The 26451-nt window shown below is 59.0% G+C and carries 26 protein-coding genes, 2 pseudogenes and 1 riboswitch; of the genes and pseudogenes, 22 read left to right on the top strand and 6 right to left on the bottom strand.

Annotated elements, in window-relative coordinates; genetic code table 11:
- The first annotated feature begins 60 nt into the window (after window positions 1-60).
- The 13 genes from RHIBR816_RS0131595 (at window position 61) to nodD1 (ending at window position 14370) form a co-directional block, all read left to right on the top strand.
- Window positions 61-813, top strand: a complete 753-nt coding sequence (locus RHIBR816_RS0131595) for a sulfotransferase (protein WP_026187660.1) — start codon at window positions 61-63, stop codon at window positions 811-813.
- A gap of 5 nt (window positions 814-818) precedes the next feature.
- Window positions 819-1718, top strand: coding sequence for a sulfate adenylyltransferase subunit CysD (cysD, locus tag RHIBR816_RS0131590; protein WP_018240588.1), 900 nt, complete (start codon window positions 819-821; stop codon window positions 1716-1718).
- Window positions 1718-3601 carry a sulfate adenylyltransferase subunit CysN gene (cysN, locus tag RHIBR816_RS0131585; protein WP_018240587.1) on the top strand — a complete coding sequence of 628 codons (1884 nt, stop codon included), beginning with the start codon at window positions 1718-1720 and terminating at the stop codon, window positions 3599-3601. Before cysD ends, cysN begins: the two co-directional genes overlap by 1 nt.
- Before the next feature lie 210 nt (window positions 3602-3811).
- Window positions 3812-4153, top strand: a complete 342-nt coding sequence (locus tag RHIBR816_RS0131575; RefSeq protein WP_018240585.1) for a nuclear transport factor 2 family protein — start codon at window positions 3812-3814, stop codon at window positions 4151-4153.
- Window positions 4154-4727: 574 nt separating this feature from the next.
- Window positions 4728-4907, top strand: a complete 180-nt coding sequence (yhhA, locus tag RHIBR816_RS0131570; protein ID WP_026187659.1) for a YhhA family cyclophane-containing RiPP — start codon at window positions 4728-4730, stop codon at window positions 4905-4907.
- A 15-nt stretch (window positions 4908-4922) separates the two neighbouring features.
- Window positions 4923-7070: a cyclophane-forming radical SAM/SPASM peptide maturase YhhB gene (gene yhhB / locus RHIBR816_RS0131565; protein ID WP_052522774.1), complete on the top strand. Its 2148-nt coding sequence runs from the start codon at window positions 4923-4925 to the stop codon at window positions 7068-7070.
- A 2-nt stretch (window positions 7071-7072) separates the two neighbouring features.
- Window positions 7073-8062 carry a hypothetical protein gene (locus RHIBR816_RS0131560; protein WP_018240582.1) on the top strand — a complete coding sequence of 330 codons (990 nt, stop codon included), beginning with the start codon at window positions 7073-7075 and terminating at the stop codon, window positions 8060-8062.
- Window positions 8063-8563: 501 nt separating this feature from the next.
- Window positions 8564-8857 carry a DUF4158 domain-containing protein gene (locus RHIBR816_RS0131550; RefSeq protein WP_018240580.1) on the top strand — a complete coding sequence of 98 codons (294 nt, stop codon included), beginning with the start codon at window positions 8564-8566 and terminating at the stop codon, window positions 8855-8857.
- A complete protein-coding gene (locus RHIBR816_RS37795) occupies window positions 8758-8970 on the top strand; it encodes a Tn3 family transposase (RefSeq protein ID WP_157628304.1) in 213 nt (70 codons plus the stop codon). The genes RHIBR816_RS0131550 and RHIBR816_RS37795 overlap by 100 nt, the downstream gene beginning before the upstream one ends.
- A 118-nt stretch (window positions 8971-9088) precedes the next feature.
- A riboswitch (cobalamin riboswitch) is annotated at window positions 9089-9300 on the top strand.
- Between the two features lie 97 nt (window positions 9301-9397).
- Window positions 9398-11740 (top strand): 5-methyltetrahydropteroyltriglutamate--homocysteine S-methyltransferase, encoded by a 2343-nt coding sequence (gene metE, locus RHIBR816_RS0131545; RefSeq protein WP_018240579.1) that lies wholly within the window; start codon window positions 9398-9400, stop codon window positions 11738-11740.
- The gene (locus RHIBR816_RS38745) at window positions 11737-12042 is read left to right on the top strand and encodes a hotdog domain-containing protein (protein WP_026187658.1); all 306 of its coding nucleotides are present in this window, start codon (window positions 11737-11739) and stop codon (window positions 12040-12042) included. The genes metE and RHIBR816_RS38745 overlap by 4 nt, the downstream gene beginning before the upstream one ends.
- 415 nt (window positions 12043-12457) lie before the next feature.
- Entirely contained in the window at window positions 12458-12712 is a 255-nt protein-coding gene (locus RHIBR816_RS0131535; RefSeq protein ID WP_018240578.1) for a hypothetical protein, read from the top strand.
- A 713-nt stretch (window positions 12713-13425) separates the two neighbouring features.
- On the top strand, window positions 13426-14370 hold the full coding sequence (gene nodD1, locus RHIBR816_RS0131530; RefSeq protein ID WP_026187657.1) for a transcriptional regulator NodD1: 945 nt from the start codon (window positions 13426-13428) through the stop codon (window positions 14368-14370).
- Window positions 14371-14553: 183 nt separating this feature from the next.
- Here the strand turns inward: nodD1 and RHIBR816_RS0131525 are convergent, their stop codons facing one another.
- From RHIBR816_RS0131525 to nifB, 5 genes are all read right to left on the bottom strand, one after another.
- Window positions 14554-15429: an SIR2 family protein gene (locus tag RHIBR816_RS0131525; RefSeq protein WP_026187656.1), complete on the bottom strand. Its 876-nt coding sequence runs from the start codon at window positions 15427-15429 to the stop codon at window positions 14554-14556.
- A 32-nt stretch (window positions 15430-15461) separates the two neighbouring features.
- A complete protein-coding gene (gene nifT, locus RHIBR816_RS0131520; RefSeq protein WP_026187655.1) occupies window positions 15462-15674 on the bottom strand; it encodes a putative nitrogen fixation protein NifT in 213 nt (70 codons plus the stop codon).
- On the bottom strand, window positions 15671-15964 hold the full coding sequence (locus tag RHIBR816_RS0131515; protein WP_018240574.1) for a nitrogen fixation protein NifZ: 294 nt from the start codon (window positions 15962-15964) through the stop codon (window positions 15671-15673). The genes nifT and RHIBR816_RS0131515 overlap by 4 nt, the downstream gene beginning before the upstream one ends.
- A 70-nt stretch (window positions 15965-16034) precedes the next feature.
- Complete coding sequence (locus RHIBR816_RS0131510) at window positions 16035-16235, bottom strand: 4Fe-4S binding protein (protein WP_018240573.1); 201 nt, start codon at window positions 16233-16235, stop codon at window positions 16035-16037.
- 32 nt (window positions 16236-16267) lie between these two features.
- A complete protein-coding gene (gene nifB, locus RHIBR816_RS0131505) occupies window positions 16268-17749 on the bottom strand; it encodes a nitrogenase cofactor biosynthesis protein NifB (RefSeq protein ID WP_026187654.1) in 1482 nt (493 codons plus the stop codon).
- Between the two features lie 344 nt (window positions 17750-18093).
- Between nifB and RHIBR816_RS34925 the strand changes: the two are divergent.
- The 5 genes and pseudogenes from RHIBR816_RS34925 to RHIBR816_RS0131480 all read left to right on the top strand — a co-directional run bounded on the left by RHIBR816_RS34925 (window position 18094) and on the right by RHIBR816_RS0131480 (window position 21898).
- Window positions 18094-19334 (top strand): annotated as a pseudogene (locus RHIBR816_RS34925) (tyrosine-type recombinase/integrase).
- Between the two features lie 9 nt (window positions 19335-19343).
- Window positions 19344-19733, top strand: a complete 390-nt coding sequence (locus tag RHIBR816_RS0131495; protein WP_018240571.1) for a hypothetical protein — start codon at window positions 19344-19346, stop codon at window positions 19731-19733.
- Window positions 19734-19842: 109 nt separating this feature from the next.
- Window positions 19843-20676, top strand: a complete 834-nt coding sequence (locus RHIBR816_RS0131490; protein ID WP_157628287.1) for a hypothetical protein — start codon at window positions 19843-19845, stop codon at window positions 20674-20676.
- Entirely contained in the window at window positions 20673-21605 is a 933-nt protein-coding gene (locus RHIBR816_RS0131485; protein ID WP_018240569.1) for a hypothetical protein, read from the top strand. Before RHIBR816_RS0131490 ends, RHIBR816_RS0131485 begins: the two co-directional genes overlap by 4 nt.
- 35 nt (window positions 21606-21640) lie before the next feature.
- Entirely contained in the window at window positions 21641-21898 is a 258-nt protein-coding gene (locus RHIBR816_RS0131480) for a hypothetical protein (RefSeq protein ID WP_018240568.1), read from the top strand.
- A gap of 547 nt (window positions 21899-22445) precedes the next feature.
- Here the strand turns inward: RHIBR816_RS0131480 and RHIBR816_RS0131475 are convergent.
- On the bottom strand, window positions 22446-22739 hold the full coding sequence (locus RHIBR816_RS0131475; protein WP_018240567.1) for a hypothetical protein: 294 nt from the start codon (window positions 22737-22739) through the stop codon (window positions 22446-22448).
- Window positions 22740-22880: 141 nt separating this feature from the next.
- Here RHIBR816_RS0131475 and ligD point away from each other — a divergent pair.
- The 4 genes and pseudogenes from ligD (at window position 22881) to RHIBR816_RS0131455 (ending at window position 26248) form a co-directional block, all read left to right on the top strand.
- Window positions 22881-23875: pseudogene (ligD, locus tag RHIBR816_RS34920) on the top strand (non-homologous end-joining DNA ligase).
- Window positions 23876-23993: 118 nt separating this feature from the next.
- Entirely contained in the window at window positions 23994-24806 is an 813-nt protein-coding gene (locus tag RHIBR816_RS0131465) for a hypothetical protein (RefSeq protein WP_018240566.1), read from the top strand.
- Window positions 24803-25615, top strand: coding sequence for a hypothetical protein (locus RHIBR816_RS0131460; RefSeq protein ID WP_157628286.1), 813 nt, complete (start codon window positions 24803-24805; stop codon window positions 25613-25615). Before RHIBR816_RS0131465 ends, RHIBR816_RS0131460 begins: the two co-directional genes overlap by 4 nt.
- A 165-nt stretch (window positions 25616-25780) precedes the next feature.
- Window positions 25781-26248 (top strand): hypothetical protein, encoded by a 468-nt coding sequence (locus RHIBR816_RS0131455; RefSeq protein WP_157628285.1) that lies wholly within the window; start codon window positions 25781-25783, stop codon window positions 26246-26248.
- Window positions 26249-26451 lie beyond the last annotated feature (203 nt).

Below are 26451 nucleotides of genomic sequence, written 5' to 3'. Positions count from 1 at the left end.
AGTTCGTTGCACTGGCGCTACCCAAACTTTCACGAACTATTTTAGTCGGGAACACATGCAATGACCCATACCGCACCGGCGCCATTTGCTATTCTTGGAATGCCAAGGACTGGAACGCACTACCTTGAAGAGTTGCTGAACGAGCATCCGAAGGTGTGGAGCAACGGTGAGCTGCTCAACACGTATGATGCGAATTGGCCCGATAAGGATCGCCTGCTGCGCAGCAATCGCGAGCTCCTCGAGCTCGCCTATTTGCGTTTCCCTACAGCGAGCGCCAAGAAGGCTACGCATGTTGGATGCAAGATCAACGAACCGCAGTTTCAGGAACGTCCAGGCTTTTTCGACGATCTGGCCCGCTGGCCGGGGCTCAAGGTCATTCTTTTGTCTCGGGGAAACACCTTGGAGTCGCTACGCTCGCTGATGCAGGCAAGGCAAAGCCGCCAATGGCTGAAATTCAGTTCGGATGATACGGCTCCGCCGCCACGCGTAAAATTGTCGATCGGCACCTGCGAGGACTACTTCAGGGCCGCTGATGATTTCCATACTCGAGTCGCGCACGCCTATGCTTCGACCAGCTTGCTTGAGATCGAGTACGAGCGGCTTCTTCGTGAACCCGCCGCATGCCTGGAAACGGCTTGGCGTTTTCTGGGCGTTCCACCGCTTCAACTTTCTGGCTGCGCTACCCTTCAGCGCCTGGAAAAGCGGCCGCTGGACGAAACGGTAGAAAATTTCGAGGAGTTGCGGGATCACTTCGCAGGCGGACCGTACGCGAAATTCTTCGAGCTTGATGACGCATTGGTCCGGGAGGGATAAGTGATATGTCTCTTCCCCATCTTCGGCGGCTTGAAGCTGAAGCCATTCATGTCATTCGAGAAGTCGCTGCGACATTTTCGAAGCCGGTCGTCCTCTATTCGATAGGCAAGGACTCCTCGGTCTTGCTGCATCTGGCGATGAAGGCGTTCTTTCCCGCAAAGCCGCCTTTTCCTTTCCTGCACGTGGATACCAGATGGAAGTTCCGGGAAATGATCGCGTTCCGCGACCGGATGGCGCGCAAGCACGGTTTCAATCTTCTCGTGCACATCAACCAGGACGGCGTCGATCAGGCCATCGGCCCATTCACGCATGGGTCGAACGTGCACACGCACGTGATGAAGACGATGGCGCTCAGGCAGGCGCTGGAGAAGCACGGCTTCGACGCGGCACTCGCCGGAGCGCGGCGCGACGAGGAGAAGTCGCGCGCAAAGGAGCGCATCTTCTCCATCCGCAGCGCACAGCACGGCTGGGACCCGAAGCGGCAGCGCCCCGAGATGTGGAAGACCTACAACACGCGCGTCGGTCAGGGTGAGACGATGCGGGTCTTTCCACTGTCCAACTGGACCGAGTTCGATATCTGGCAGTATATCCTGCGCGAAAGCATTCCGGTCGTGCCGCTCTATTTCGCGGCCAGGCGGCCGGTCGTGCACCGCGACGGCATGCTCATCATGGTCGACGACGACCGCATGCCGATCCAACCCCAGGAGGAAGTTATCGAAAAGCGCGTGCGGTTCCGCACGCTCGGCTGCTATCCACTCACCGGCGCGGTGGAGTCCGAGGCTGCCACGGTTCCAGAGATATTGCGGGAAATGCTGACGGTCCGCACATCGGAGCGGCAGAGCCGCCTGATCGATACGGACGAGGTCGGAGCAATGGAGAAAAAGAAGCGCGAGGGGTACTTCTGATGTTGTCCATACCGCCGCATGACATCGAGGCACGTCTCGCCGAGCACGACAACAAATCGATCCTCAGGTTCATCACCTGCGGCTCCGTCGACGACGGCAAATCGACGCTGATCGGGCGTTTGCTCTACGACGCGAAGCTGATCTTCGAGGATCAGTTGGCCAATCTGGGACGCGTCGGGGTGGCCAATGGCGAGGAGATCGACCTCTCGCTGCTTCTCGACGGTCTTGAAGCCGAGCGCGAACAGGGCATCACCATCGACGTCGCCTACCGCTATTTCGCCACGTCGAAACGCAAATTCATCGTCGCCGACACGCCCGGCCACGAGGAATATACCCGCAACATGGTGACGGGCGCTTCGACGGCCGACCTGGCCGTCATCTTGATCGACGGCCGCCAGGGCATCCTTCAGCAGACCCGGCGCCACTCCTGCATCGCGTCGCTGCTCGGCATCCGCCATGTGGTGCTGGCAGTCAACAAGATCGACCTTGTCGACTTCCGCCAGCAGGTCTTCGACGAGATCGTCGCCGATTATCTCGCCTTCGCCAGGGAACTTGGCTTTGCCAGCATCCGGCCGATCCCGATCTCGGCGCGCTATGGCGACAATGTCGTCTCGGCGTCGGCAAACACCTCGTGGTACAAGGGGCCCGCACTGCTCGAATATCTGGAGACGGTGCAAGTCGATCCTCCCACCCAGGAGAAACCGTTCCGTTTCCCGGTTCAACTGGTGTTGCGGCCGAACGCAGACTTCCGCGGCTATGCCGGCCAGGCCGCTTCCGGCCATGTTACGGTCGGCGATCCTGTCGTCGTCGCGAAATCCGGCCAGCGAACCACCGTCAAGGCGATCGTCACCTATGACGGGAACCTCGAAAGGGCGGGGGAGGGCGAGGCGGTGACGCTCGTGCTTGCCGATGAGGTCGATGCCTCGCGCGGCAACATGCTGGTGGCCCCGGCCGCACGGCCGTTCGTGGCCGACCAGTTCCAGGCGCATGTCATCTGGTTCGATGCGAGCCCGATGTTCCCTGGACGGAGCTACATCCTCAGGACCGAGACGGACAGCGTCAGCGCCACAGTCACCACGCTCAAGCATCAGGTGAACGTCAACAGCTTTGCCCGTGAAGCGGCGAAATCCTTGCAGATGAACGAGGTGGGCGTCTGCAACATCTCGACGCAGGTGCCGATCGCCTTCGACGCCTACAAGGACAACCGGGCGACCGGGAACTTCATCATCGTCGATCGGGTGACGAACGCCACCGTCGGCGCCGGCCTGATAGACTTCCCACTTCGCCGCGCCGACAACGTCCACTGGCAAGCGTTCGAAGTGAACAAGGCTGCACGCAGCGCGATGAAGAGCCAGCGCGCTACCGTGCTCTGGTTCACCGGGCTATCGGGCTCCGGCAAATCGACGATCGGGAACGCGCTCGATCGCATCCTGCATGCGCGCGGCAAGCACACCTACCTGCTCGACGGCGACAATGTCCGCCACGGGCTCAATCGCGATCTCGGCTTCACCGAGGAGGATCGTGTCGAGAACATTCGCCGCGTGGCGGAGGTCGCCAAGCTGATGGCCGACGCCGGCCTCATCGTGCTCGTTTCGTTCATCTCGCCGTTCCGTGACGAGCGGCGCATGGCGCGCGAATTGATGGACGAGGGCGAGTTCATCGAGATCTTCGTCGACACGCCGATCGAGGAGTGCGCGCGCCGCGACCCGAAGGGGCTCTATGAGAAGGCGCTGGCCGGCAAGATCGCAAACTTCACCGGCGTCTCCTCGCCCTATGAGGTGCCGGAGAGCCCGGAACTGCATCTGAAGACGGTCGAAGTGGACCCGGTCGCGCTGGCGCTGAAGATCGAGGAGTTCCTCGACCAGCGGATGGAGGAGAAATGACGCCCCATTGCGAGTTCTTGGAACGCGTCGAGCGCTACGCGGGAGCGGCAATCCTCGATGTCTATGATGCTCACGACATGGTGATTTGCAAGGGCGCGCGGAGTTTTTTGAAGGACTGACGATGGCGTTGTCGAGTGCTCCTATCCCTGTCAAGGCGCCGTGTTTCAGACGTGCTCCTATGATGCTACCACGACGGAAAGGAACATCCTGATGAAGCCGCGTGAGGTGGTCGAAGAGTGGGTTAGACGTTTCAACAGGTGTGACGCGGTCGCCGTTGCAGAACTCTATCGTGAAGATGCCGTGCACCTTCCGGCAAATCAGCGCTCTGTCGAAGGTCGCTCTGCAATCCAAAAAATGTTCGAGCAGGATTTCGCGGTGGCGGGAATGACCTGCATTCCACAGATCATATACGAAATAGGTGTTAGCGCAGTAATCGAATGGCGCGATCCCTCGGGCCGGCGAGGATGTGGCGCCTTCGCTGTCCGCGATAGTCGCATCGCCTTTGCCTTTTGGGACGAACTTGCATCCCTGCAAAGTCTTCCAATCCAATAAATGGCGAGGTTTGCTCTTTCCAGAGCCTGACGTTGATATTGAAGTGCTCGCAAATGGGGAAGAGCATGTTGATGGCGCTCCAACGACAGTTAGACGGTTGATGGCGTGCGCCGCCGAGAAGGCCGCCGAGGGCGCGTCAATCGCCTGGATCGCTCACATCGAGCCTGTCGCGATAGCCCCTTTTGTCCCTCATCATTGGCGGCGACCTGCCGTTGCAGCCCGCTTCCGTCAGTTGGATGAACGGCTTCCGATTGAAGGGGCCGGGCGTTGTTGATCGACACGCCGGGACTGCCGAAAGTCGAAACGGCGGCGTCGATGAGCGCTGCCCCCGGTTCCGGATTTTTGCGATGCCGCCCGCGGACAAGACGACGTCCCTGTCACTTGGCTCAAGTCCTTTGCAGCCCCTCTGAGCTTTTCGAGATTGCACGCATTGGTGGTTACCTGCGCCCTTCCGAGAAAAATATGAGCTGCCACTCTACCGGCGATCATTTTAGACCGCGACCGTGCTCGAAAGATATTGCAACTTACCGCGAAGGATATAAATGTAATTCTATTGCTAATTGAGGAGCCGGGAATGCCTGTCGTTCAGAAGCAAGAAAAAGTCGCGGATGAGACTGTGAAAACCTCCGTTCTGCGCAGCCAGTCGCTTAACCCGGCCGTCCAAAGGCTTCGTAGCCGCGTGCTCGCCAATGCCGAGGCCAGCGAAGTAATCACCAGCTACGACCGCATGCATCATCGACACAATCGCTCGTAACGGAGCGATGGTGCCGTGACGGCGCGTATAACGTCGTTTCTGGTCAAAATAGCTTCCCGCTGCAATCTCGATTGCGACTATTGTTACGTGTATCACCACGCCGATCAGAGCTGGAGATCCATGCCTAAAACCATGTCTCCTGATACCAAAATGGCGTTCGCCGAGCGGCTGGGCGAGTACGCCCGAGGTGAAGGCCTGCGAAGGGCCGTGGTCATCTTTCATGGCGGCGAGCCATTGCTGGCCGGTGTCGAAACGATCACTGGTTTTGCCAAACAACTCCGCATCGCGGTGGGGCCCGAGGTGAAACTGGACTTCGCGATGCAAACGAACGGTCTGCTCCTTACCGAGGAAATCCTGCTGGCTCTCGAGGCGGCCGACATTTCGGTGTCTCTGAGCCTCGACGGCTCCAAGGAAGACAACGACCGGCATCGAACTACGCGGAAGGGACGATCAAGTTTCGAGAAGGTGATGGAGGCTTATCGTCGGCTGGAAGCCCATCCCAAGATTTTTGCCGGTGTGATCGCGGTGATCGATGCCAGGTCCGATCCCGAGGACCTTCTCGCATTCTTCAATGACATCAATCCGCCGAAACTCGATTTGCTTCTTCCGGATGCACATCATGTGCGCCCTCCGCCGGGACGGGAGGCAGAGCCCGACATCTACAAAGACTGGCTCCTTCGAGCTTTCGATTGCTGGTTCGACCGTTATCCACATATCCCGCTTCGGACTTTCGAAGCCCTCCTCGATGTAGCAGCAGGCCTGCCGTCGGCAACCGATGCCTTCGGCTTTGGTGACGTCAATCTTCTATCGATCGAAACCGACGGCGGCTATCATGATTTGGATGTCTTGAAGATCGTTGGCGATGGCATCTCGGATTTGCATGGCTCTGTTAGAGATACGGCGATTTCCGCAGCCGCCGCATCGCCTGTGATTGAGCGACACCGGACCCTCTTAACCAAGGGCGGCCTCAGCGAAAGCTGTCTCAGTTGCCAGGTCGTCGATATTTGCGGAGGCGGGTCGGTTCCGCACCGCTTCAGCGTGGCTGGATTCAACAATCCGTCGGTTTATTGCGGCGAGCTGTTCGCCCTGATCTCTCACGTTCAGGCACGCCTTGTGCAAGACCTGACCGCCCAGGAAGAAGACCTCTCAAACCGGCTTTCGGCAACATTTAACCTGAGCGAGTTCGAGCGGGCAGAAACGGCCGGAGCGGCTATGGCGGTACTGCGAGAGGATGCCGATCAGGCCTACATCGAACGCTTGCGGCAGGTGTTGGCGGAACTGGACAAGGCTGGTCCTGACGCTATCGCGATTGCGCAACAACTGGTTGAGCTTGATGACGACGCCTTTGCCCGCCTCGCCCGACGGCCGGGTGTGGTCGCCTGGAGCCATGCGTTCATGGCACAAACGCAGGGCCGCCACATCCACGACGTTGACGGCAGGCCGGTACTGGCGGACATCGACTATTTAAAAGACGTTGTGGGCAGGGATGACCCCAATACGGACAACACATGGGACATTGCACAAAACGATGCTTGGCTACGGCTTCCATTCGGAGACCAGATTATTTTCGAGCGTGACAATGTCGCAGCGGCTGCGCGTCAGGTCGTTGAGGAAGCCTTCGCCATCGTCCAGAGCTGGCGTCCCGCCCTTGCCGACGAAATGCTGTCCGCCTGTAGAGCGGTCCAATTTATTCGCGATCCCACGGCTGACCCGGAAAAGATCGTCTCCTTTAGTGATGATTCCGTGCCCGGCGCTTTGTTCGTGTCGGTTATGCAAGGCGACGAGCCAATCGATCCCTTTGACCTCGCGGACTCACTGGTCCACGAGCATCGCCACCAGAAGCTCTACCTGCTCGAACGGTTCGGCCCTATGGCTAGCCGCTTCGCGCCGCGGGTGGTGTCTCCGTGGCGGGCCGACTTGCGACCGCCCTCTGGACTGCTCCACGCCGTTTTCGTGTTCGTCGAGCTGCAACGCCTATGGCAGCACATTCTCGCCCATGGGCCTGCTCGAATGAAAGACCGTGCGGCAAAGCAGCTTCGCGACACCGAGCGAAACCTTCAGCTCGGCATTGCTACACTGCGCCAGTGTGAGCTCACGCCCCTTGGGGTGGCCTTGACTGACGTCCTCGAGGCCGCGAGCCTTCAGGCACCGGTCGCGGCCTGATCATGCGCGTCGCACGCGGCTTTCTCCCGTCCGATCCGGCCGAGCGCCACGCCGCCCTCCGCGACTATTTTTGCGATAAAGATGCGACTGCCGCAGATTGCGGCGACGCATGGGAGCTGACCCTGGCCTGGCCAGCTGATCCGTGGCGTCACGTTGATCCTGCGCTTGCCACCGGGCTCGCATGGTGGGGTGACGGCGTCCGGTATGAAACCATGTTCGAGGCGCGGCGCAGAAGCGGAAAACTCTTGCGCTGCCTCTATGACAGCTGGACGCTCGCCAGCTGGAGCGAATGGATGCTGCGTCAAACCGACCGTGACGTGGCGCCGATCATTCTTCACGTCGACGATCACCGCGATCTGGGCTCCCCGCGCCTGCGCGCAGGCAGAGGTGGCTGGTACGACCTCATCAGCAGTGAACCCTTCGCGCTGACGGACCCCATTTCCGTGGCACACGCGATCGCCAGCGGGGCCATCGGCATGGGGAGCTTTATGACGCCCTTTGTGCATCGCTTTCCCCGATGCGAAGTTCGACATTTGTGTCAGCCCCCCAAAGTCCGGTCCACAGAGGCCTACATGTTCGAGCCGGGTCTATTGGTCGACACTCTGCTCGACGCTCACGCCTTCCGTCCCACCATCACGCTACACCCGACGGGGCAGCGCGCCGGACCGTCCACATACCTGCTTACCTCAAGCTTTGACGAATGGCTCGCAGGCACCGAAGGTCGCCGCTTGCTTCTCCACATCGACCTCGACTACTTCAACAATCGGTACGATGGGGATAGTGATTGGTCGCTCCATGCGGCTCGGCTTGATCCGGCCCGTGACATCATCATGGCGCGCATTGACGAGTTGGCTGGGGTCTTGAGCACTCCCGACATAGCTTCCCGCATTGAGGATGTTGTCATAGCGTTTTCGCCGGGCTTCTTTCCGGCAGAATTCTGGGAGGAGGCCGACCGGCGTCTCCTGGACGGGCTGGGCTTGAATGATGGTTAGGCCTGGCGAACCGCGCTCGAAACCGAAAAGACTGCGGTCCACTGCGCGACCCGCCCGGGGAGCCAACCGTCGTGAGCCGGTTTCTGCCGAGCAGGTTGCGCTTGTCAGGACGCGTGGGACCAAGGGCCGCGGGGGCGGTTCCGATGGGGAAGCATGGCGGATTGAACTGGATGGCAAGCGCTGCGGGAGAGTTTTCATCAATCTCATCGACGCTTCGCCGCTCGGGGTGCATGCCTCCATCCAGATCTATCTCAATCAATCCAGTCAGGGGAGACACATCGGTCGGGTCGCATATGCCAAGGCCGCCCAGGCTAGCCGCTACGATGTAATCTACGCCCATATGCAGAAAGCGAACATCGCCTCGGCCCGTGCCGCTGAGGAGGCTGGATTCGTCGATGCAACTCCGCCTGAGGAGCGTCAGAAAGTCATGATCTGGCGCCGGCACGCCGAGGCCCATGCAGAGCTGACAGAAGATAACTGAGCTGCGTGGAAGACACGCCGATGCTGACCGCAGTGATTCCTGTCTGCCGCCTGAACTTTGACGAACTGGCGCTGATCGAATCGAAACCACCGCGGACCCGGCTTGGTTTTGCCGCGCAGTTGAAGATCGTCCGCCTTGCCGGCCGGTTCGCCGAACATGCGGGTGATGTCGCGGCGGAACCGGTCGCCTATTTGGCCGAACAGCCAACGGCTTCATTTTCTTCGGCAAGAGCGGCGAGGTCGCGACGAACCGGCTCGAAGACCAGAAAATATCGGTCCTGGCTTTGCACCTGCTGCAGAACGTCAACACCCTGATGATGCAGAACGTGCTGACTGACCCGACCTGGGCGACACGTATGGCCGTCGAATACTACCCGGGGGCTGACGCTGCTCATCTACGCCCACATCAACCCCTACGGCGCCTTTGATCTCGATCTCGCGCGGCGAATTGACTTCGACGTGAGATCGGCCGCGTAGACACGGACAGAACAATAGCATAACGACATAACCATGCCTTTATGTCATTGACCAAGCTCGCTAGCGCTGCCATTGTGGCGGCATCGTGGTTCTTTGGATCTCTGGTCCGGAGCTAAGAGGGAATCCGGTGACGGTGCGTCCTGCACCCATGCCGGAACTGCCCCCGCAACTGTAGGCGGAGAGCCGTTCATCCAGGATGTCACTGAGGAAGACGCCTCGGGAAGACGGATGGCGGTGATGACCCGCAAGTCAGGAGACCTGCCGCGATAGATAACGTCCACGGGCGGGGTGTCCCGGTGTGCCGCTTTGCGATCGGCATACCCGTGCCCTTCGTCGATGCGTCAGCCAATGCCTTGCCCATAACCTCGGGGTAAGGAAATGACCATCAAGACTGCAAATCTCGGATTTCCCAGAATCGGAAGGCATCGAGAGCTCAAATTCGCGCTCGAATCCTACTGGTCCGGCAAGACCGATCGGGCCGCTTTGCTCGATGTCGCGACCAGGCTGCGGGCTGACAACTGGCGGCTCCAGCAGCAGAAGGGGACTGATGTCATCCCCTCCAACGATTTTTCATTCTATGACCATGTGCTCGACACGGCGGTTATGGTCGGCGCGATCCCCCGGGCCTATGGCTGGAAGAGCGGGCCGGTCGATCTCGACACCTATTTCGCGATGGGGCGCGGCAGTCAGGGTGACAGCCATGCGAATTGCGGCCACTCCCGTCATGGTGACGGTGTGCCGGCACTGGAGATGACCAAGTGGTTCGACACGAACTACCACTACATGGTGCCGGAAGTCTCGGATGGTCAGGACTTTACCCTGACGTCTCAAAAGCCCGTCGATCATTTCTTCGAGGCGAAGGCGCTTGGCATTGCGACGCGGCCGGTTATTCTCGGACCCGTCACCTTCCTCAAGCTCGCCAAGGCCCGCCCGGCGACGTTCAAACCGCTCGACCTGCTACCGAAGTTGCTGCCGATCTATGAGGAATTGCTGCGCCGCCTTTCCGCGGCCAGAGCCGATTGGGTGCAGATCGACGAGCCGGTCGCCGTTCTCGACCTGACCGAGGGCGAGCGCCATGCTTTCTCTGTCGCATACAAGGTACTGGCGAAAACCGTGCCGAACCTGAAGATAATGCTGGCAACCTATTTCGGTGGTCTTGCCGACAATCTGGCCGCCATTGCCGATCTGCCGGTTGCTGGTCTTCATGTCGATCTGGTGCGCGCGCCCGACCAGCTCGACGAGGCATTGAAGGTCGCCCGCAAAGATCTGGTCCTGTCGCTCGGCGTCATCGACGGCCGCAACATCTGGCGAGTTGACTTGTCGGCGATCATCGATCGGCTGGAGCCGATTGCCGCCGCCCGCGATATCGAAGTCGGCCCATCCTGCTCGCTCCTTCATGTTCCGATCGATCTGGAACTCGAAACGGGGCTTGATGCTGACCTACAGTCATGGCTGGCCTTTGCGACGCAGAAGCTGGATGAGCTTTCAATACTGGGTCGCGGGCTTACCCAGGGGAAAGACGCCGTTCGGGCGGAACTTAGCGCTGCGTCGAAGACGACTGCCGCACGGGCCTCCTCGCCGAAGGTTAACGATCCGCTGGTCCAGGGCCATATCGCTGGGGTCAACGATGCCATGAAGCGGCGCAAGAGTGCGTTTGCGGAGCGCCGGGCGATCCAGTCGGAGGCGATCAGACTGCCGCCATTTCCGACGACGACCATCGGTTCCTTCCCGCAGACGCCGGAAGTCCGCAAGGCCCGTTCCGATCATGCCAAGGGCGCGCTGAGCTACATGGATTACGAGGCCTTCCTCCGCAAAGAGACCGAGGCCGCCATTCGCTGGCAGGAGGAGATCGGCCTCGACGTGCTGGTCCATGGCGAGTTCGAGCGCAACGACATGGTGCAGTATTTCGGGGAGCAGCTTTCCGGCTTCGCCTTCACCCAGCACGCCTGGGTGCAGAGCTATGGCTCGCGCTATGTGCGCCCGCCGATCATCTTCGGTGACGTCTCCAGGCCCAATCCGATGACGGTCCGCTGGTGGCAATATTCCCAGTCCCTCACCGACAAGCCCGTCAAGGGGATGCTGACCGGTCCCGTCACCATACTGAACTGGTCCTTCGTCCGTGACGACATCCCGCGTAGCGAGACGTGCCGGCAGATCGCCCTGGCAATCCGTGACGAAGTGGTCGACCTGGAGAAGGCGGGTGCCAGTATGATCCAGATCGACGAAGCGGCGTTGCGTGAAGGATTGCCGCTCCGGCACAAGGACTGGAAGACCTACCTCGACTGGGCGGTCGAGTGCTTCCGGCTTTGCGCGAGCGGCGTCGCGGACCGCACCCAGATTCACACACATATGTGCTATTCCGAGTTCAACAACATCATCGGAGCCATCGCCGCGATGGATGCCGACGTAATCTCCATCGAGACGTCACGGTCGAAGATGGAGCTATTGGATGCCTTCCGGAATTACAAGTACCCGAACGAGATAGGCCCCGGCGTCTACGACATTCACTCACCGCGCGTGCCTGAGGTCAAGGAAATGACGGACCTCCTGTCTCTGGCGCGTCAGCGCCTGGCCGACGACCAGCTCTGGGTCAATCCGGATTGCGGCCTGAAGACCAGAAAATGGGAGGAGGTTCGTCCGGCGCTTGTGAACATGGTCGCCGCCGCCAGGGAGCTACGGAGCACGCTGGCGCATGATGACCAAAGGATCGCCGGGGCATGAAGCGGGAGTTTCCATCCCAGGGAGAGCCGGGCGGCGGGCCGGCTCCCACTACGCTCATCAATATCGTCTTTGCCGGCGATACGAACCATCATGGCACGCTGTTCGGCGGCGCTGGCCTTGCCCTGATGGATCGGGTCACCTTCATTGCTGCAAGCCGTTTTGGCCGGGTTCCGTTCGTGACCGCCTCCTGCGAAAGGGTCGATTTCAGGAAGCCGGCGTATCGGCGAGATCGTCGAGTTCACCGCAAGACCGATCTGGGCCGGCCATCGATCGTTGACGGTCGAGGTCGGGATGACGGCTGAGACGACCGTCGGGGCCGAGCCTCTGCACCCGCAGCGTTTTCCATATGGTAGCCGTCCCCGACGACGGTCGTCCGAAGGACTGGAGCCTGCCTGCGCTTCCTGACGAAATCCAGGAAGTTCGGCATGACGGGCTAAGGATGGTCCTCGCCGCTCTTTCTTGGAAACGCATGTCTTCATCATCCATAGCGCGAATGGATTCCATCCATACAATCGATTTTACCCACCTCGCGTAATGCTGCATTGACGAAGCCCGGGCACTCAGGCCCCTCTGCGCGACCAGACCTTATAGTCGCGCAAGATTCCAACACTGGATGGCGGCGGATTGTAATCCGCTCCGTCCCCAATCAGGTCCTGCCGGCCGTGACCGGTAGGAGGAGGCGAACCAGCTCTCATTTAGAGAAGCCGCAGGGGTAAGATGGCGAAGCTCACCGTTGTCATTGCGCAATACCAGAAGGTCCTCAAATCCGACGACGTCTGCACGCCGGGTGGTCCCATGAAAGCCGATCGAATCGTGACGCGCTTCGGCGCCGGTTGTTCTTTGGCCTCGGGAACGGGCGGCGGCGCTTTCTCCTATCGCTTCGGTGTAGCGGACCGCGAGGAGAGCGAGAAGGTTACACGTCCTTCGAAAGTCGTCGTCGTCGAGCCCCCGAGTTGCATATCGTCATGCTGAGGCGCGGGAACTTTCCTGTGATGTCCTGTGAGCCCAGGCCGTGTCGCTCGAATTCCTGGTTCTTCGGCGCCCCGAACGACGAGGTCTTGAAAGTGCACTTCTGGTTCAATTTCAACGTAGAACATCGGGCGAGGCGCCACACAAATGAATCACAATGCTCTTCTCGCTATCGCTGTGACGCTCGGACTCGTTGCAGGCGCTGCCGGCACCAGGCTTGTCGTGTCGCTGATCTTCCCCCCTGCCCAATCCAGGACTTGGAGGCGCCGGCGGAGGCTGAAGCACTAGTGGACTCCCGCAGCCCACTCTGCTCCCCCTCTCGTTGGACGCGGACGTCCGAAACCGCGTTTGCGCGCGGCCGGCGTGCGCTGGCGCAGGTTTCGAGGTCGCCTGCATGGTCTAGTTCAATATGCCGCCACAGGCGGAGCCGTTTAATGAGAGCGGCGGTTCCGCCCGGCGTCTTGCAGATGGGCAGCGTCTATCAACGAAAATCAGAGCCGCCCTGCCGCCGGCTTTAACCTCGTCTGCCCATCTCTTCCATGCAGTTAGCTCGGTCGTGCTCATGGCCCTCCATTTCCTTTGCTTAAAACGAATTCCTGGTCGGCGGCAGATACGCTGGGATGAAGGCAAGCCTTTGCCTGATGTCTCTGGGTTCGAACTGCACGATGCCAAGCCGCGTCACCCTTCTCGCCACCTCGCGACGGATAGATGAAGACATGCGGTTCAAGGGCCTTGATCTCAATCTCCTCGTCGCGCTGGACGCTTTGATGACCGAGCGTAACCTCACGGCGGCGGCACGCAGCATCAACCTCAGTCAGCCGGCCATGAGCGCGGCCGTCGGCAGGCTACGCACCTATTTCCACGACGACCTCTTTACGATGGTTGGACGCGAAATGGTCCCGACAGCACGTGCGGAACGGCTTGCCCCCGCGGTCCGCGAAACTCTGCTGCATATCCAAGTCTCGATCATTTCCTGGGACCCGTTTTGCCCAGCCCAATCGGATCGCCGCTTCAGGATCATTCTTTCCGATTACGCCACACTCGTTTTTTTTGAAAAGGTCGTGGAGCGTGTTGCCCGGGAAGCGCCCTCCGTCGGCTTCGAATTGATACCTCTTGCCGACAACCACGATGACTGCCTCCGGCGCGGAGACGCCGATTTCCTGATTTTTCCGGAGTTGTTCATGTCGCGCGCGCATCCTAGAGCGACACTGTTCGACGAGACCCTCGTATGCGTAGGCTGCCGCTCGAACAAGCAGCTATCAGAGCGACTTACATTCGAGAAATACATCTCGATGGGGCATGTCGCGGTCAAGTTCGGGGATAGCCGGACGTCTTCTATCGAGGAATGGTATCTGCTCGAGCACGGCTTCAAGAGGCAAGTCGAGGTCGTCGTACAGGGCTTCAGCATGATTCCGCCCATGCTGTCAGGCACCGAGCGTATAGCGACCATGCCCTTGCGGCTGGTCAAGCATTTCGCAAAAACAATACCGTTGCGGATCGTCGAACTTCCGCTGCCCCTTCCGACCTTCACCCAAGCCGTCCAATGGCCCGCCCTTCATAATAGTGATCAGGCAAGCCTCTGGATGCGGGAGGTGTTATTTCAGGAGGCGTCCCGCATGGGTTCTACGCGTCGGGCCAAGGGACGCCTCGAGCGTTCCTGAATCTACTCGCCTGTCGCCATCTGATCATCGCACAAACAGCCTGTCGAATAAAATCGTTTCTCGCCGAAAGTGTGTCTGCGACATTGCCCAACGTGTGGACAGCTCGACGGATCTTCCGATTGAGACCAGTTGTTCGGGTCGACCGTGGCTGAACGATCCTGTCCCACATCTGCTGCTTTTGCCTCATCCGACAAGCCGAGCAGCGGCTTCGCCGGTCGGCATGTCGATAAGCGTGATTGCGCTTTCTGTAAGGAAACGGTGTTCGTTTTTGGTCAGCGTTGCCGCATCGATCACCGCAGAACGTGGGCCGTTGGAGCGCTTCATGATCTGGCGGGCGAAGGTGCGCAGCATCTGGTCGTCGAAGCGGCAGCCGACGAAGAACAGGCCCCGGTTGGTGCGCCGGTCCTTCACCACTTCAGGGATCGGCGTCTGGATATCGATCTCGGTCAGGACTTCGACATAGTCGGAATCCGAGACGAGGAAGTTTGCGGCCGGCCGAACGCTGCCGTGAGGCGTATAGAGAACGGTCTTTTCCTCTGATCCGTGTTCGATTTCCTTCCCAGACAAATCGTAGGTTTTCGTCCAAATGTCGCCGAATTGGTTCGCCCGCGTGACGCCTTGTATCTCAACCACGTCCGTTCGGCCGGTTTTCGCAAGGGCCGAGCGCATCGTCGCGTCGTACCAGCTATCTATGATGAGGGAGAGCGGCAGCGTTGCGAGCCACGCGTGGAGCACGGTCGGTACAACCGGCGCTGCGAATATCTCGGCCATCCAGGTTTGAAGCGTCCGGCGATGCCGGCGTTGCTCTATGAACTGCGCGACAGACCACATGTTGGTTCGTATCTTGCGAGGAGCTGTCGCACGCATGTTAAGTGCCGCGGCGACGGCTTCAGGCGTGTGCGGAACAGTTGGTTCCGCGCAACTGAGCCGGAGGAGACCCGGACCAAGATAGGGAACGATCCCATCGGCGGCCAGCGCGTCCTTCAGCAGCTCAAGCCGCCTTTCGGCGTCGCTGTTGCGAACAATCAGGACACGGTCCGAGCTCAGGATCGTATTCATGCTGTCTGCCCCTTGTCCTACCACCTGCAGCATCAGTCCTCGTCGAAAATCCTCTTGGCCTCGACGGTGATCGGCAGACGCGTATCGCGCGGCATGTCAGGCAGAGCGATGCGCCAGCCGTTCTTGAGCGTTACAGCCCCGCCCCACAGATCTTCATTCTCGACCTTGATGATTGGCTCTTCGAGATCTTTCTTGGGAACATAGGCCGACAAGCCGGCGCTGGTTCTGCGAATCATTACTTTCATCTGGCTATCCCTTCGTTGGCGGCCTTCTCGATGCTCGTCAGTTCACGTGAGCGCATGCCGACAACGGTGCCGCGATCGATCCACTCGACGGCATAGATGTAGAACTGCTGGAGAAAGGTACCGATGTCGCGCACATAACCTTCGTCGCCTTTGCGCACCAGGTTTTCGCCGATGGTCTTGCCGGGATAGGTGCCGTCATTCTTTACGTGGCGTGTAGCACGGACCCGCTCACCCGGCATGAAAAGTGGCGGCTTGCGGATCTCGACCTCCTGTTCGCGTGATAGGCCCATTAACGTTCTTTCCGTTTTGGACTGCATGATGTCGATAAAGGAGCGCAACGCGCCCCGGGGGATATCCTGACTAAGCCGGAGCGGGAACGCAGGTCTTTGGCACTGGGCATACGTAGGCACATTGCTGCAACTCGAAAGCCTCCTTGCATTCGGTGCACTTGTTCGGATCGATCACGTAGGCCTCGCCCTTGAACTTGATCGCGCCGGAGGGACATTCGAACTCGCAGGCACCGCACTGGGTGCATTGGGATGCGATGATCCTGAAGGCCATTTTCAGCTCCTGGTTTGTTGGATTGACGGGGCTCAAGCAGTGGCCGTCAGTGGTTCGGCCCCAGACTCTTCGGCATAAAGCGCGCTGATGGCCGTCTCGATGTAGTCATAGCCATAATCGTCAATCGCTCGAGTACCGGCTTCCCTGAGCTGATCCTTCGGGCAATCTCCGATTTTGGCGCAGAGCACGATATCTATGCCTTCGAGCGCGGCGATGACGGTTTCGAGCGCATGCTCCTCACCCCAGCCGCCGCGGCAGTACTGCTCTACCTTGCGATGCCCGACGAAGCTGATACCGCTCGCCGACGCTTCATAGACCTGGAATTCCTTGGCATGTCCAAAGTGTTCGTTGATTCTGCCGCCGCCCTTCGTTGCCACTGCGAAAGAAAGCGTTCCGATGGAGCCCGCCGCTTTGATCATTCCGATCGCCTCCTTCTTGGCAGCCACGTGATCGCCTCGCTCGCGCGCGACCACCTCACGATAGGCCTCGCGCTTGCTGGCGTCGTAGCTGACCTCACCGGGAATCTGGTCGAGGGTAAACTCCCGACCACGATCCTCGCCCAAAAGGCCGACTGCATCGGCCCGGCACTGCCGGCAATGGCGCATCAGCTTGGCGCCCCCATCGAGACGATCTTGAAGCGCCTTCAGTTCGTCCGCCTGGGGGCCGCGCTGGCCGGTCAGGCCATAATGGGTGCCGTGCGCCGGGTTGGAAATCAGCGGCATTACGTTGTGCAGGAAGGCGCCGCGCTCCTTGACCCATTTGTTCACCTCAAGCAGGTGCTCGTCGTTGATGCCTGGGATCATCACCGAATTGATCTTCGTGAGAATGCCGCGTGCCGTCAGCATCTCCAGACCTGACATCTGCCGGTCGTGCAGGATCTTGGCAGCTTCAAGCCCGGTGTAACGACGGTGGTCATGAAAAATCCAAGGGTAGATCTTCGCGCCGACGTCCGGATCGACCATGTTGATAGTGATCGTCACGTGATCGACATTCATGTCAGCAAGCTCGCCCACATGGTCCGGCAGCGCCAGGCCATTGGTTGAAAGGCACAGCTTGATGTCGGGGATCTCCCTGGCCACCCGTTCGAATGTCGCCTTTGTCTTCTTCCAGTCATAACAGGCATCGCCCGGTCCGGCGATGCCGAGCACTGAAAGCTGCGGGACTTCATTGGCGACCGCAACGATCTTTCTGAGCGCCTGGTCCGGCGTCAGCTTTTCCGAGACGACTCCGGGCCGGCTTTCGTTGGCGCAATCATATTTTCGATTGCAGTAGTTGCACTGGATATTGCAGGCTGGCGCGACCGCGACGTGCATGCGTGCGAAATAGTGGTGGGCTTCTTCTGAATAGCAGGGATGGTCCTTGATCTTCTCCCAAATCGCCGGGTCGAAGTCGTCCGGCTTTGCGGACGAGCCGCAGGATGAGGAGGTGCAAGCACCGGATTTCGCAGTCGCCAGCAGCTGGTTCATGGTTGTCGTGCTGGTCAGGCTCTCAAGCGAAATCATCGGTGCTGACATTGAAGGCTCCGTTGCTGCGTAACGTCGCGGTTCAAACAGCAAGAGCCATGCCAACGAGAAGATGTATTTATTTCAATGGGTTAGTTTTTTGTCCGATTCCCTCCATTTGCTCCCCCCGACATCGTTTTGTCAGGCTTTCGACAATGGACAACAAGGCGGTTAAAAGGCGGCGCGTCTCAAGCGTTTAGGGGGAGAAGGGGTCCGCCAAACTACCATCTCATGGCATCTAGCGACGTCCAGTTTTATCCATATATGACAGCTATTTAGCCAATCAGCCGTCTTTCCTGGTCTCAGCTTATCCCATAGAATGATTGTCAATCGTTGGGGTAAAAGTTGGGGCAAAAATGGCACGGCAGATCAACAAACTCACCGCGAGGTCCGTGACATCGATCACGAAGCCCGGCCGGCACGGTGATGGAGATGGGTTGTACCTCGGCGTCGATCGACCCACTGTCGACAAGAACGGGACCGAAAGACCCGGTTCGAAGCGATGGGTGTTCCTTTATCGCCGGGACGGCACTCTGAAAGAAATGGGGTAGGCAGGCTCACTTCAGTTCCCCTCGCGCGGGCGCGAGAGCTTGCCGCCGAGGCACGCAAAAACCTCCAGGCGAACATCGATCCGATCGCCGCGAAGAAAGCCGCGCCGACTGCCGTGCCCACCTTCGGAGACATGGCCGACGAGTTCGTTGAGACGATGAAGCCGCAGTTCCGGAACGCGAAGCACATCGCACAATGGACCATGACGTTGACCGAGTATGCGGCACCTCTTCGGAAGAAGCCGGTCAACGAAATCACGACCGCGGATGTGTTGGAGGTGCTCAAGCCGATATGGCTGACGAAATCAGAGACTGCCTCTCGCCTCCGTGGGCGGATTGAACGTGTGCTCGACGCCGCAAAGGCAAAAGGCCATCGCACCGGTGAGAACCCGGCTCTGTGGCGCGGTCATCTGGCAAACCTGTTGCCGAAGCGTAAAAAGCTGATGCGAGGGCACCATGCCGCGATGCCCTATGCTGAGGTTCCAGCTTTCGTAGGGGATCTGCGCTCGCGGTCGGCCACAGCGGCGCGAGCTCGCGAATTCACGATATAGACCGCTGCTCGCTCGGGCGAGACTTACGGGATGAAATGGAAGGAGGTCGATCGCAAAGCCGCGGTGTGGACCGTACCAGGCGAGCGAATGAAGGCCAGTCGGGAGCATCGAACGCCGCTCACGCCTCGCACATTGGCGATCCTCGAGGAAATGGCTACCGCCGGCACTGCACCAGACGCGTTCGTTTTCCCGGGCAACAAGGAAGATAAACCCCTCTCGGGTATGGCGATGGACATGATCCTGCGACGGATGAAGGTCGACGCCACCGTGCACGGTTTCCGCTCATCCTTCCGCGATTGGTGCGAAGAATGCACCAACTTCCCCCGGGAGCTCGCCGAAGCAGCCTTGGCGCATGTGGTTGGCGACGAGACGGAGCGCGCCTACCGCCGCAGCGACGCGCTCGAGAAGCGTCGTAAACTGATGTTTGCCTGGGCGAACTACTGTGAACCGAAAAAGCCGAAGACCAACAAACCCTCTGATCCGGATACCTTCGCGTAAGGGTGATGAATGCGAGTATCAGGCACGCTCTCAATCGTCCTTACGGTCGCGTTCGTTTTAGCGGGCTGTCAAACGAACGCGGAGCATCAGGCGGCCGTCGAACAAGATCTTGATGTCCGCCTGGCGCGTCTCAATGGCTACACGATGACGCAGTTTATTGCGCAGACCGGCATGACACCGGTCAATGCCTACCCAGTCGGAAGCGGCAGGGTGTTCGTGGTGGACGGCCCGCCGGTTTACGTCACGCTGTTCGCGACGCATGTCATGCCGGCGGTCACGCGCTCGTCCGCCTGCAGGCTTCTAGTCGCCACGGCCCACGCCGGCGGCGGAAGCAGTACTGATGATTGGGAGATCATCGGCATCCAGCGGTCAGGTCCGTGCAATAATCTCCGCGTTTAGCCTGACCTCCCAGGCAAATTGACGCAACCATAACGATCTCCGTGAATTCCTCTCGCCTTTTTGGCAAAACATGATCTATTGAGGCCAATGAATGCAGGGGGGGGGGTCGATGCTGTCGCACAGTTCATCGATTGATAAGTCAGTTGGAACGGTCGGGTTTGCGCGTGTGCTTGCTGGCGCTACCTCGTTTAAGGACAGTGGTATTGCCAATCTCCATAGTACGTACCGAGGACAGGTGTTCGTAGGCGGAGACAGCGTCCGGAATGCGATTATCAAGGATTTGCCCCTTCGCGAACTCGCTAATGAAGTGATGATTGCTGCGGTAGGCTCGGCTTTGAAACTGCCGGTTCCGGACGCCTATCTCGCCTTCGTGCCCTCGGGTCAGATGAATGTTGTGCACGCCCCGTCAATCGACGGCGGGAACGTGATGTTTGCGAGTTGCGATGTAGACGCGCCGTCCGTGGCGACAATCGCGAAGCGGGGGAGCTTCACTGCCGCCGTGGTAAGAAGAATTGTCGACTGCCTCATCGAGAGGGACCTAACAGGTCTTTATGAGTTCGACACATGGAGCGCAAACGTAGACCGGCATCTCGGCAATCTCCTGCTCTCGGGTAGCGGTAATTTTTGGATGATCGATCATGGCCAGTGTTTTTCAGGACCCAATTGGCGAAAGGCCGACCTAGATCCATCGGCTGCCTTCATTAACCGCCTGGCGGCCCTGACTGTACCCCTTCTGAGTTCGGAGGAAGTCGATAAACTGACAGCCGCTATCGGGCGGGTGTGTGACGCGGCGAGGCAAGTCGACCTTCGCACAACCGGCGAAAACAGCTATGTACCTCGCTTGTTAGGCTCAGATGACTTCGAAGCGTTGTTGGTGTTTTTGCAAGAGCGCTTGGCGAGCGCGCCACGCCTCACGGCACAGCACCTAGGGAGGCTAGCGTGATCAAGTTGACCCAATCAATGTTTCCCTACCCCGACCAGGGCTTAGTGCGTGCAAAGCGCACTCCTGTTATCTACCAACCGCTGCTCGGATCGCCGGAACAATTTGTCGTAGCCGCCATCGTTTTCGACGGAAGCACATCGCATATGGAACGCGCTAATCGCCTGAACAGGCTCGAGTGCTTTTACGGCAGTCAGGCGGCGGGCGCGATATTGGCCATTGAGATCTCTTTAGATGAACTGGCTGCCGATCTCGCTGCCAACCCAACCTTGCCAAACAGATACCAAATGCCAACGTCAGGCATCATGCTTGGCTCGCCGCAGGAGGCAGAGGGGCAGTCGCTCGAGGCCATAGCCAGATCATGGCTGGCCGGTATGTCTTCACTATATGCACCAGAGCAGGAAAACTCGCAGTTGGCGGTAGCCTACACTGAACTCCCTCCAATGGAGCTCGACGCACTCGCGTCTGATCAAGCGAGCGACAGGCTCGGCGGACTGTTGCTTCGCTATGTCGCGGAGCGAAACCCTCAGCTGAAAGCTGCGTTCAGTCACGATATTCTAACCAACGCTCGGCGTCGCCGTGGCAACGCGCACGGGGTGCATATCGACTTCGCCGGTGCACAACTTGTGGCGAATTTCGCTGTTCTCTCGCCTAGTGGCTACACTGCTTCGATCGATCGGATAAAGCGTCGCATGTGGGATCTGAAGGTCGCTCGCGACGATGAACGTGGCCGCCTGTTGAGGCGGGAGCATGAGATGTTAGTGCAGCATCCTCCCGCTAACGACCCGCAGCTCAACCAGCGCCAAGTCGATAAGATCTTCGAGAGTGTTCGCGAACTCGAGCGACAGGCAGACCAAGAGGAACTTCGTTTCCGCCCCATGCTGTCCGTCGCGCAGATCGGCGACCATCTTCTTCAAAGAGAGGCCGCGTAGCCAACAACCGTGCGAGATGCCGAAGAGGAGCAACGATGAGAGTATTGGTGATTTCCGGAGTGCTGTTTGCCTCAGCCTCGCTACCCGCTGTCGCGCAAACGTTTGGCGGCTACGAATGCACCGAGGACTGTTCCGGTCATAAGGCTGGCTACGAATGGGCCGAAGAAAATAGCGTCACTGACGAGAGCGACTGCAGTGGAAACAGTTCGTCGTTCAACGAGGGCTGCCAGGCGTACGTCGAAGATCCAGATCGTGGCAGTGAATCCGACGACGACGGCAACTACTTGGAATAATCCACCTATATTTTTGAATTGCACCGAATATGGTCATCGACTTTTAAGCTGGCACATCGTTGGCCCAGAGACGGTTTTGAGCGATATCGGGTACATTGCGTAATTCGACGAGGCAGGTGATCCCGGCGTCAGGAAGGTGTTCCCCCTCGATAAGAATGGGGCGACTGAGTGGTCTCTGTAGGATGTGTCGTGATCGCGGCGGGCCATCAAGAGCCAGTCGCACACATAAAGCGCGTGAAGAAGCGCATGATAGGCAGCGCTCCTGCAGGGGAGGAGACGGAAGCGCTGCCTATCAGGGTCGACTCCGATAGAAATGTGGAGGGGAGCCAACCCCGCGATGTCGCTCGGAAGCGACCGGGGCACTTGTCGCGGCGGGGAAAAGGCGAACCGTCCAGCGGGTCCCGAAGCTGTTTGCAGGGTAATTTTTCAGGCGGTTGACAGGTGTTTGACAGCTCTCTCGCCTTATCACGTTCCTTAGCTGACTTGCAAAAAGTAGGGCCACTTTGAAGGTGGCCCTTTTTTTGTTTATGCAACTCGTCTGCAACGCTCACGGGACGACTTGGCGCTGCATCTGATCGGCATAGCCGTCGGCGGCCGGCTTTGGCATGAACATGTAGACCAGGTCATCGCAGCCGAGGCCACACCTTTGATGTTCCGCCGGGTGCGTCCAGCGATGGCAGCTGCGGCCGAGCGTGTCGATGAAATCTCGGATTGGCATATCGGGGCCATGCGTCTCGATCAGCCCTGCCACGTTGTAGCGGCCGCGGCGTCCGCAATGCGAGCAGTTCAGGATCATGTGCGGCAGGGTGAATTCGGTAAGCGTCTTTAATTTTTCCGGCATGCGTGATCCTCCTCGTTCGAGGTTATTGATATCCCGCATGTTGTGGATGGCGCGCCGTTTCGCCCGATCGCGTTCTGAATATGTTCCCATCAGCCGAACAGTCAATGCGACCGCTTGACTGACCTGTGCGTTAATGGGTGCATGGCAAAAGCACCTTCGAAGAAACCGCCCGATACGCCTCCACCAGACCCTATGCCGGCGCGGGTCGATCCTTGCGTCGCGATGCTCGTCGATCGGCCGCCGAAGGGGCTAGAATGGGCCTTTGAGGTGAAATGGGACGGATACCGGATCGCTGTGCATATCGAGCCGGGCAGTATCCGCATCATCACGCGCGGCGGTTATGACTGGACGAACCGCTTTCCGTCGATAGCCGCCGAGGCGCCGCAGCTCGGGCTCAGGACCGCCATTCTCGACGGCGAGGCGGTTGTGCTCGACGACAAGGGCCGATCCGACTTCGGCATGCTGCAGCGGGCACTCGGCCGCCGTCCGGCCGCGCACGAGCCCGGCGAGATCGTCCTCTTCGCCTTCGACCTTCTCTATCTCGACGGCTGCGACCTGCGCCGCCTGCCGCAGCGTGAACGCCGGCAGTTGCTTGAGACGATCGTCGCCGGCCGCGAAGGTGCCATCCGGCTTTCGGAGGAAGTCGAAGCGGATGGCGACGAACTGCTGCGGATCGCCTGCGCGCACGGTCTCGAAGGCATTATCGCCAAGCATCGCGCGCGTCCCTATCGCTCCGGACGCCATCCTTGGTGGCTGAAGATCAAGTGCAAGCGCCGCGACAGCTTCGCGATCGTCGGCTTCGAGCCGTCGACCGCGCCTGACGGGATCGGCCGGCTACTGCTGGCGGCGAGAAGAGGCGGCGCCCTCGTCTATGTCGGCGGTGTCGGAACCGGCTGGACCCAAGAGCTTGCACGCAAATTGCGCAAGCTGCTCGAGGAGATTGCGACCGACGCGCCGGCGGTCAATCTGAAGCGCAAGGGCGCGGTGTTTTGCGAGCCGCGGGTCGTAGCCGAGATCGAGTATTTCGCCTGGACGGACGACGGGAAGCTCCGGCACCCGTCATTCAAGGGGATAGGGAGCGGGCGGATGATGCGCAGATCTTCCAAATCGCTGAATTTGGGGGCCATATCTCGTGATTGACGCACTAATGCTCCGCCGTTGTAGCTACTTGACAAGGGCGTTTTTAAACCAACTAGTGACAAATGCCTGTCAAAGTGAGAAAAGCCCCGCCTAGGGGATGAATAGGGTCTGCAAATGCCTTGGAAGCCGCTGCATGAAGCGCATGCAATTGATCGTGTTCGGGTGCTAGTGCAGTTTGATGCCCAGCTCTCCGACAAGGCTTTAGCGCGCGCTGCAACGCCCATTACCTCAATCGCACTCGACTTGGGGTTCGACGCGGTCGAGAGGGCCGCAAGTTCTGTTCAGCAGATCACGATCGCTCCGCACATTCAGGCTAGTTACCCCGAACCGCCAAGGGCAAATGGTTGGGTGTTGAAGCGACACGATGGCCAACGCCTCGCGGAGGAGGCTGGTTATCGGGATATGGTGTTCGGATATCTAGCTGGTGAATATAGCCGATGGGAGAATACGAGATCTCGGTTCTGGGATCTCTTTGAAAAGCCTCTGGATGCTGCGATGGGTATCGTGTCTGTCGGCAGCATGCGACTTGAGTACTGGGATCAGTTCATATTCGATGGGGAGCCCAGTGAAGCTGATGCAAGCGACCTGTTTCATCAGTTCGATGCAGCACTGCCTGCCTATAATATTCGCGGCGGTGCTTCTTGGCATTCTCATCTCGGTTGGTTTGAGTCGCGAAATGATATGCCGCTGTTGATTAATCGTAACTTCGATGCTGTCGACCGCCCGCAGGACGATGGCGTTGTGCGGGCTATGAACATATATACTCTCGTGGAGTTGCGGGTACCTGCAGAGACGGAGTTAGGTGTCGACGCAATTCGAACCGAGCTGGATTTCCTGCATGATCGTTCAGTGGCATTATTCGGTGAGGCTCTGAAGCCAGATTTGCGAGACGCTGTTGGCATCAAGATTGAGGGCAGTAACAAATGAGTTCAACAGCAGCAGCTATGGGCGGCACGGTCGGGCTGATGTGGAGCGGCGCTCTTCTCGCGTCCGCTACGGTTCTGCCGAATGCCGACACTGAATCTCCTACCAAGTACTCGGTTCGGGAGAGATCTGGCCAGACCAGATCATACGACCAGAAATTTCACGGCGGCGCCCAAATTGGCTTGATCGATACTGCTGGGGTCACCTTCGCAGAAACTGTTGTAATTTCTCCAGTCGGGGAGATGTTCGGCGGTATTGCGATGGAAATGCAACAGGCAGCATTTCGGGAGAGATCTGCCCAGGTCAGATCATACGACCAGAAACCTCATTGGGCTCATAAAATCGGCTTGACCGATACTGCTGGGGTCATGTTCGCAGAAACTATTGTGATCTCTCCCGTGGGGGAGATGTTCGGCGGAATTGCGATAGAGCCGCAACAACCGGCGATTCACGATTTCCATGATGGTGTTCTTGCCGACATCGTGGGGCTGTCTTCCTTAGACGCTGGCTGGGATGGTCCTGATAGTGTTGCTCCGACGCAAGCAGTAATTGCGGATGCCATTGCCGTGGCGCAAGTGTGGCCTGAGGTTCTAGGGGAGCCAGTTGTAGATGTCGGCCCCGATGGAGCAATATCGCTCGACCTTCTGGATGCCGATGGCTTTGTGGTTGTCGGAGTGGATTTAGTCGGGGGCGATCATCGGGCTGTCTTTTCCATTGTGAAGGGACCTAAAGTATTGAAAAGTGGTTCCTTCAATGCATCGAATCAGACTGAGGTCATTCAGACATTCGACCTGATGCGGGCAACCGTCTAACGTCTCGCCGTGGTTACTACCCCTGAAGAGACAAGAGCCTTTCTTGACGATTGGTCCGCTCGTGAAGGACCTGTCAATGAGGTGACAGATCAGTACCCTGAGTGTGGATGTGAAGTGGCATCCGCTGCTGAGGCCGGGCACGGACATGTGTCAAATGATGAACCGTTGCGCTATTTTGTCGCTTCCCGCTCGGAAATCGATATGAAGCGGAAGCCGAAGGGATCAATAACGCCCAGCATGTTTAGGCGAGCCTTTCTCAAGGGTATGTCGGTTGTTCGATTGGACAGGGCTTCTGCGGAAGAGCTGTTCAATTCTGCCAAGATTTTATACGACTATCAGGTGGCGCAGGATCCTCGGTACGGAGGCATCGTGGGAGTTGTCGACTTCAAGGCCGAAACGGTGAGATGGGCAGAGAGCGACGGCGACCGGCTGTGCTGTGTCCTCGATACGCCGCTGGAGAACCGTCTCGCCCATGCCGATGTGGTGCACCATCGTGGCGCGGTGGACGCAGAGACGGAGAGAAGTCTAAAATCGGTGCTTTTCAACCAAATTGGCGGCGCGAGAGCGTTTCGCTCAACCGCAACGTTGGACGACAGCGACTTGAAGTCGTTGCTCCCCGCGTGCCTGAAGTAACCAAGGGTTCCGCTAACACCCCTTGGCGCGAACTTCCTTCTTCGCAGCTGCCCTCCTGAGCCGACACTATCGGCGCGCCGGCGCGATGATATCCAACCACTTCCAGCCTTCGTAGTTGTCGCGGCGCTGCTTACAGCGAGCAGGGAGTGGGCAACGTTTGCCGGCGCCCCTCTGCGGTCAAGCGAACATGATGCCCTCGACGA

This window comes from Ensifer sp. BR816, from assembly GCF_000378985.1.
Lineage (GTDB): Bacteria > Pseudomonadota > Alphaproteobacteria > Rhizobiales > Rhizobiaceae > Sinorhizobium.
Note: the sequence above shows the minus strand (reverse complement) of the source record. Positions and strands in the feature narration are given on the sequence as shown.

Coding starts and splice junctions, on each gene's coding strand:
- RHIBR816_RS0131595 (WP_026187660.1), top strand. CDS start 61: ATGACCCATACCGCACCGGCGCCATTTGCTATTCTTGGAATGCCAAGG.
- cysD (WP_018240588.1), top strand. CDS start 819: ATGTCTCTTCCCCATCTTCGGCGGCTTGAAGCTGAAGCCATTCATGTC.
- cysN (WP_018240587.1), top strand. CDS start 1,718: ATGTTGTCCATACCGCCGCATGACATCGAGGCACGTCTCGCCGAGCAC.
- RHIBR816_RS0131575 (WP_018240585.1), top strand. CDS start 3,812: ATGAAGCCGCGTGAGGTGGTCGAAGAGTGGGTTAGACGTTTCAACAGG.
- yhhA (WP_026187659.1), top strand. CDS start 4,728: ATGCCTGTCGTTCAGAAGCAAGAAAAAGTCGCGGATGAGACTGTGAAA.
- RHIBR816_RS0131560 (WP_018240582.1), top strand. CDS start 7,073: ATGCGCGTCGCACGCGGCTTTCTCCCGTCCGATCCGGCCGAGCGCCAC.
- RHIBR816_RS0131550 (WP_018240580.1), top strand. CDS start 8,564: ATGCTGACCGCAGTGATTCCTGTCTGCCGCCTGAACTTTGACGAACTG.
- metE (WP_018240579.1), top strand. CDS start 9,398: ATGACCATCAAGACTGCAAATCTCGGATTTCCCAGAATCGGAAGGCAT.
- RHIBR816_RS38745 (WP_026187658.1), top strand. CDS start 11,737: ATGAAGCGGGAGTTTCCATCCCAGGGAGAGCCGGGCGGCGGGCCGGCT.
- RHIBR816_RS0131535 (WP_018240578.1), top strand. CDS start 12,458: ATGGCGAAGCTCACCGTTGTCATTGCGCAATACCAGAAGGTCCTCAAA.
- nodD1 (WP_026187657.1), top strand. CDS start 13,426: ATGCGGTTCAAGGGCCTTGATCTCAATCTCCTCGTCGCGCTGGACGCT.
- RHIBR816_RS0131525 (WP_026187656.1), bottom strand. CDS start 15,429: ATGAATACGATCCTGAGCTCGGACCGTGTCCTGATTGTTCGCAACAGC.
- nifT (WP_026187655.1), bottom strand. CDS start 15,674: ATGAAAGTAATGATTCGCAGAACCAGCGCCGGCTTGTCGGCCTATGTT.
- RHIBR816_RS0131515 (WP_018240574.1), bottom strand. CDS start 15,964: ATGGGCCTATCACGCGAACAGGAGGTCGAGATCCGCAAGCCGCCACTT.
- RHIBR816_RS0131510 (WP_018240573.1), bottom strand. CDS start 16,235: ATGGCCTTCAGGATCATCGCATCCCAATGCACCCAGTGCGGTGCCTGC.
- nifB (WP_026187654.1), bottom strand. CDS start 17,749: ATGTCAGCACCGATGATTTCGCTTGAGAGCCTGACCAGCACGACAACC.
- RHIBR816_RS0131495 (WP_018240571.1), top strand. CDS start 19,344: ATGCGAGTATCAGGCACGCTCTCAATCGTCCTTACGGTCGCGTTCGTT.
- RHIBR816_RS0131490 (WP_157628287.1), top strand. CDS start 19,843: ATGCTGTCGCACAGTTCATCGATTGATAAGTCAGTTGGAACGGTCGGG.
- RHIBR816_RS0131480 (WP_018240568.1), top strand. CDS start 21,641: ATGAGAGTATTGGTGATTTCCGGAGTGCTGTTTGCCTCAGCCTCGCTA.
- RHIBR816_RS0131475 (WP_018240567.1), bottom strand. CDS start 22,739: ATGCCGGAAAAATTAAAGACGCTTACCGAATTCACCCTGCCGCACATG.
- RHIBR816_RS0131465 (WP_018240566.1), top strand. CDS start 23,994: ATGCCTTGGAAGCCGCTGCATGAAGCGCATGCAATTGATCGTGTTCGG.
- RHIBR816_RS0131460 (WP_157628286.1), top strand. CDS start 24,803: ATGAGTTCAACAGCAGCAGCTATGGGCGGCACGGTCGGGCTGATGTGG.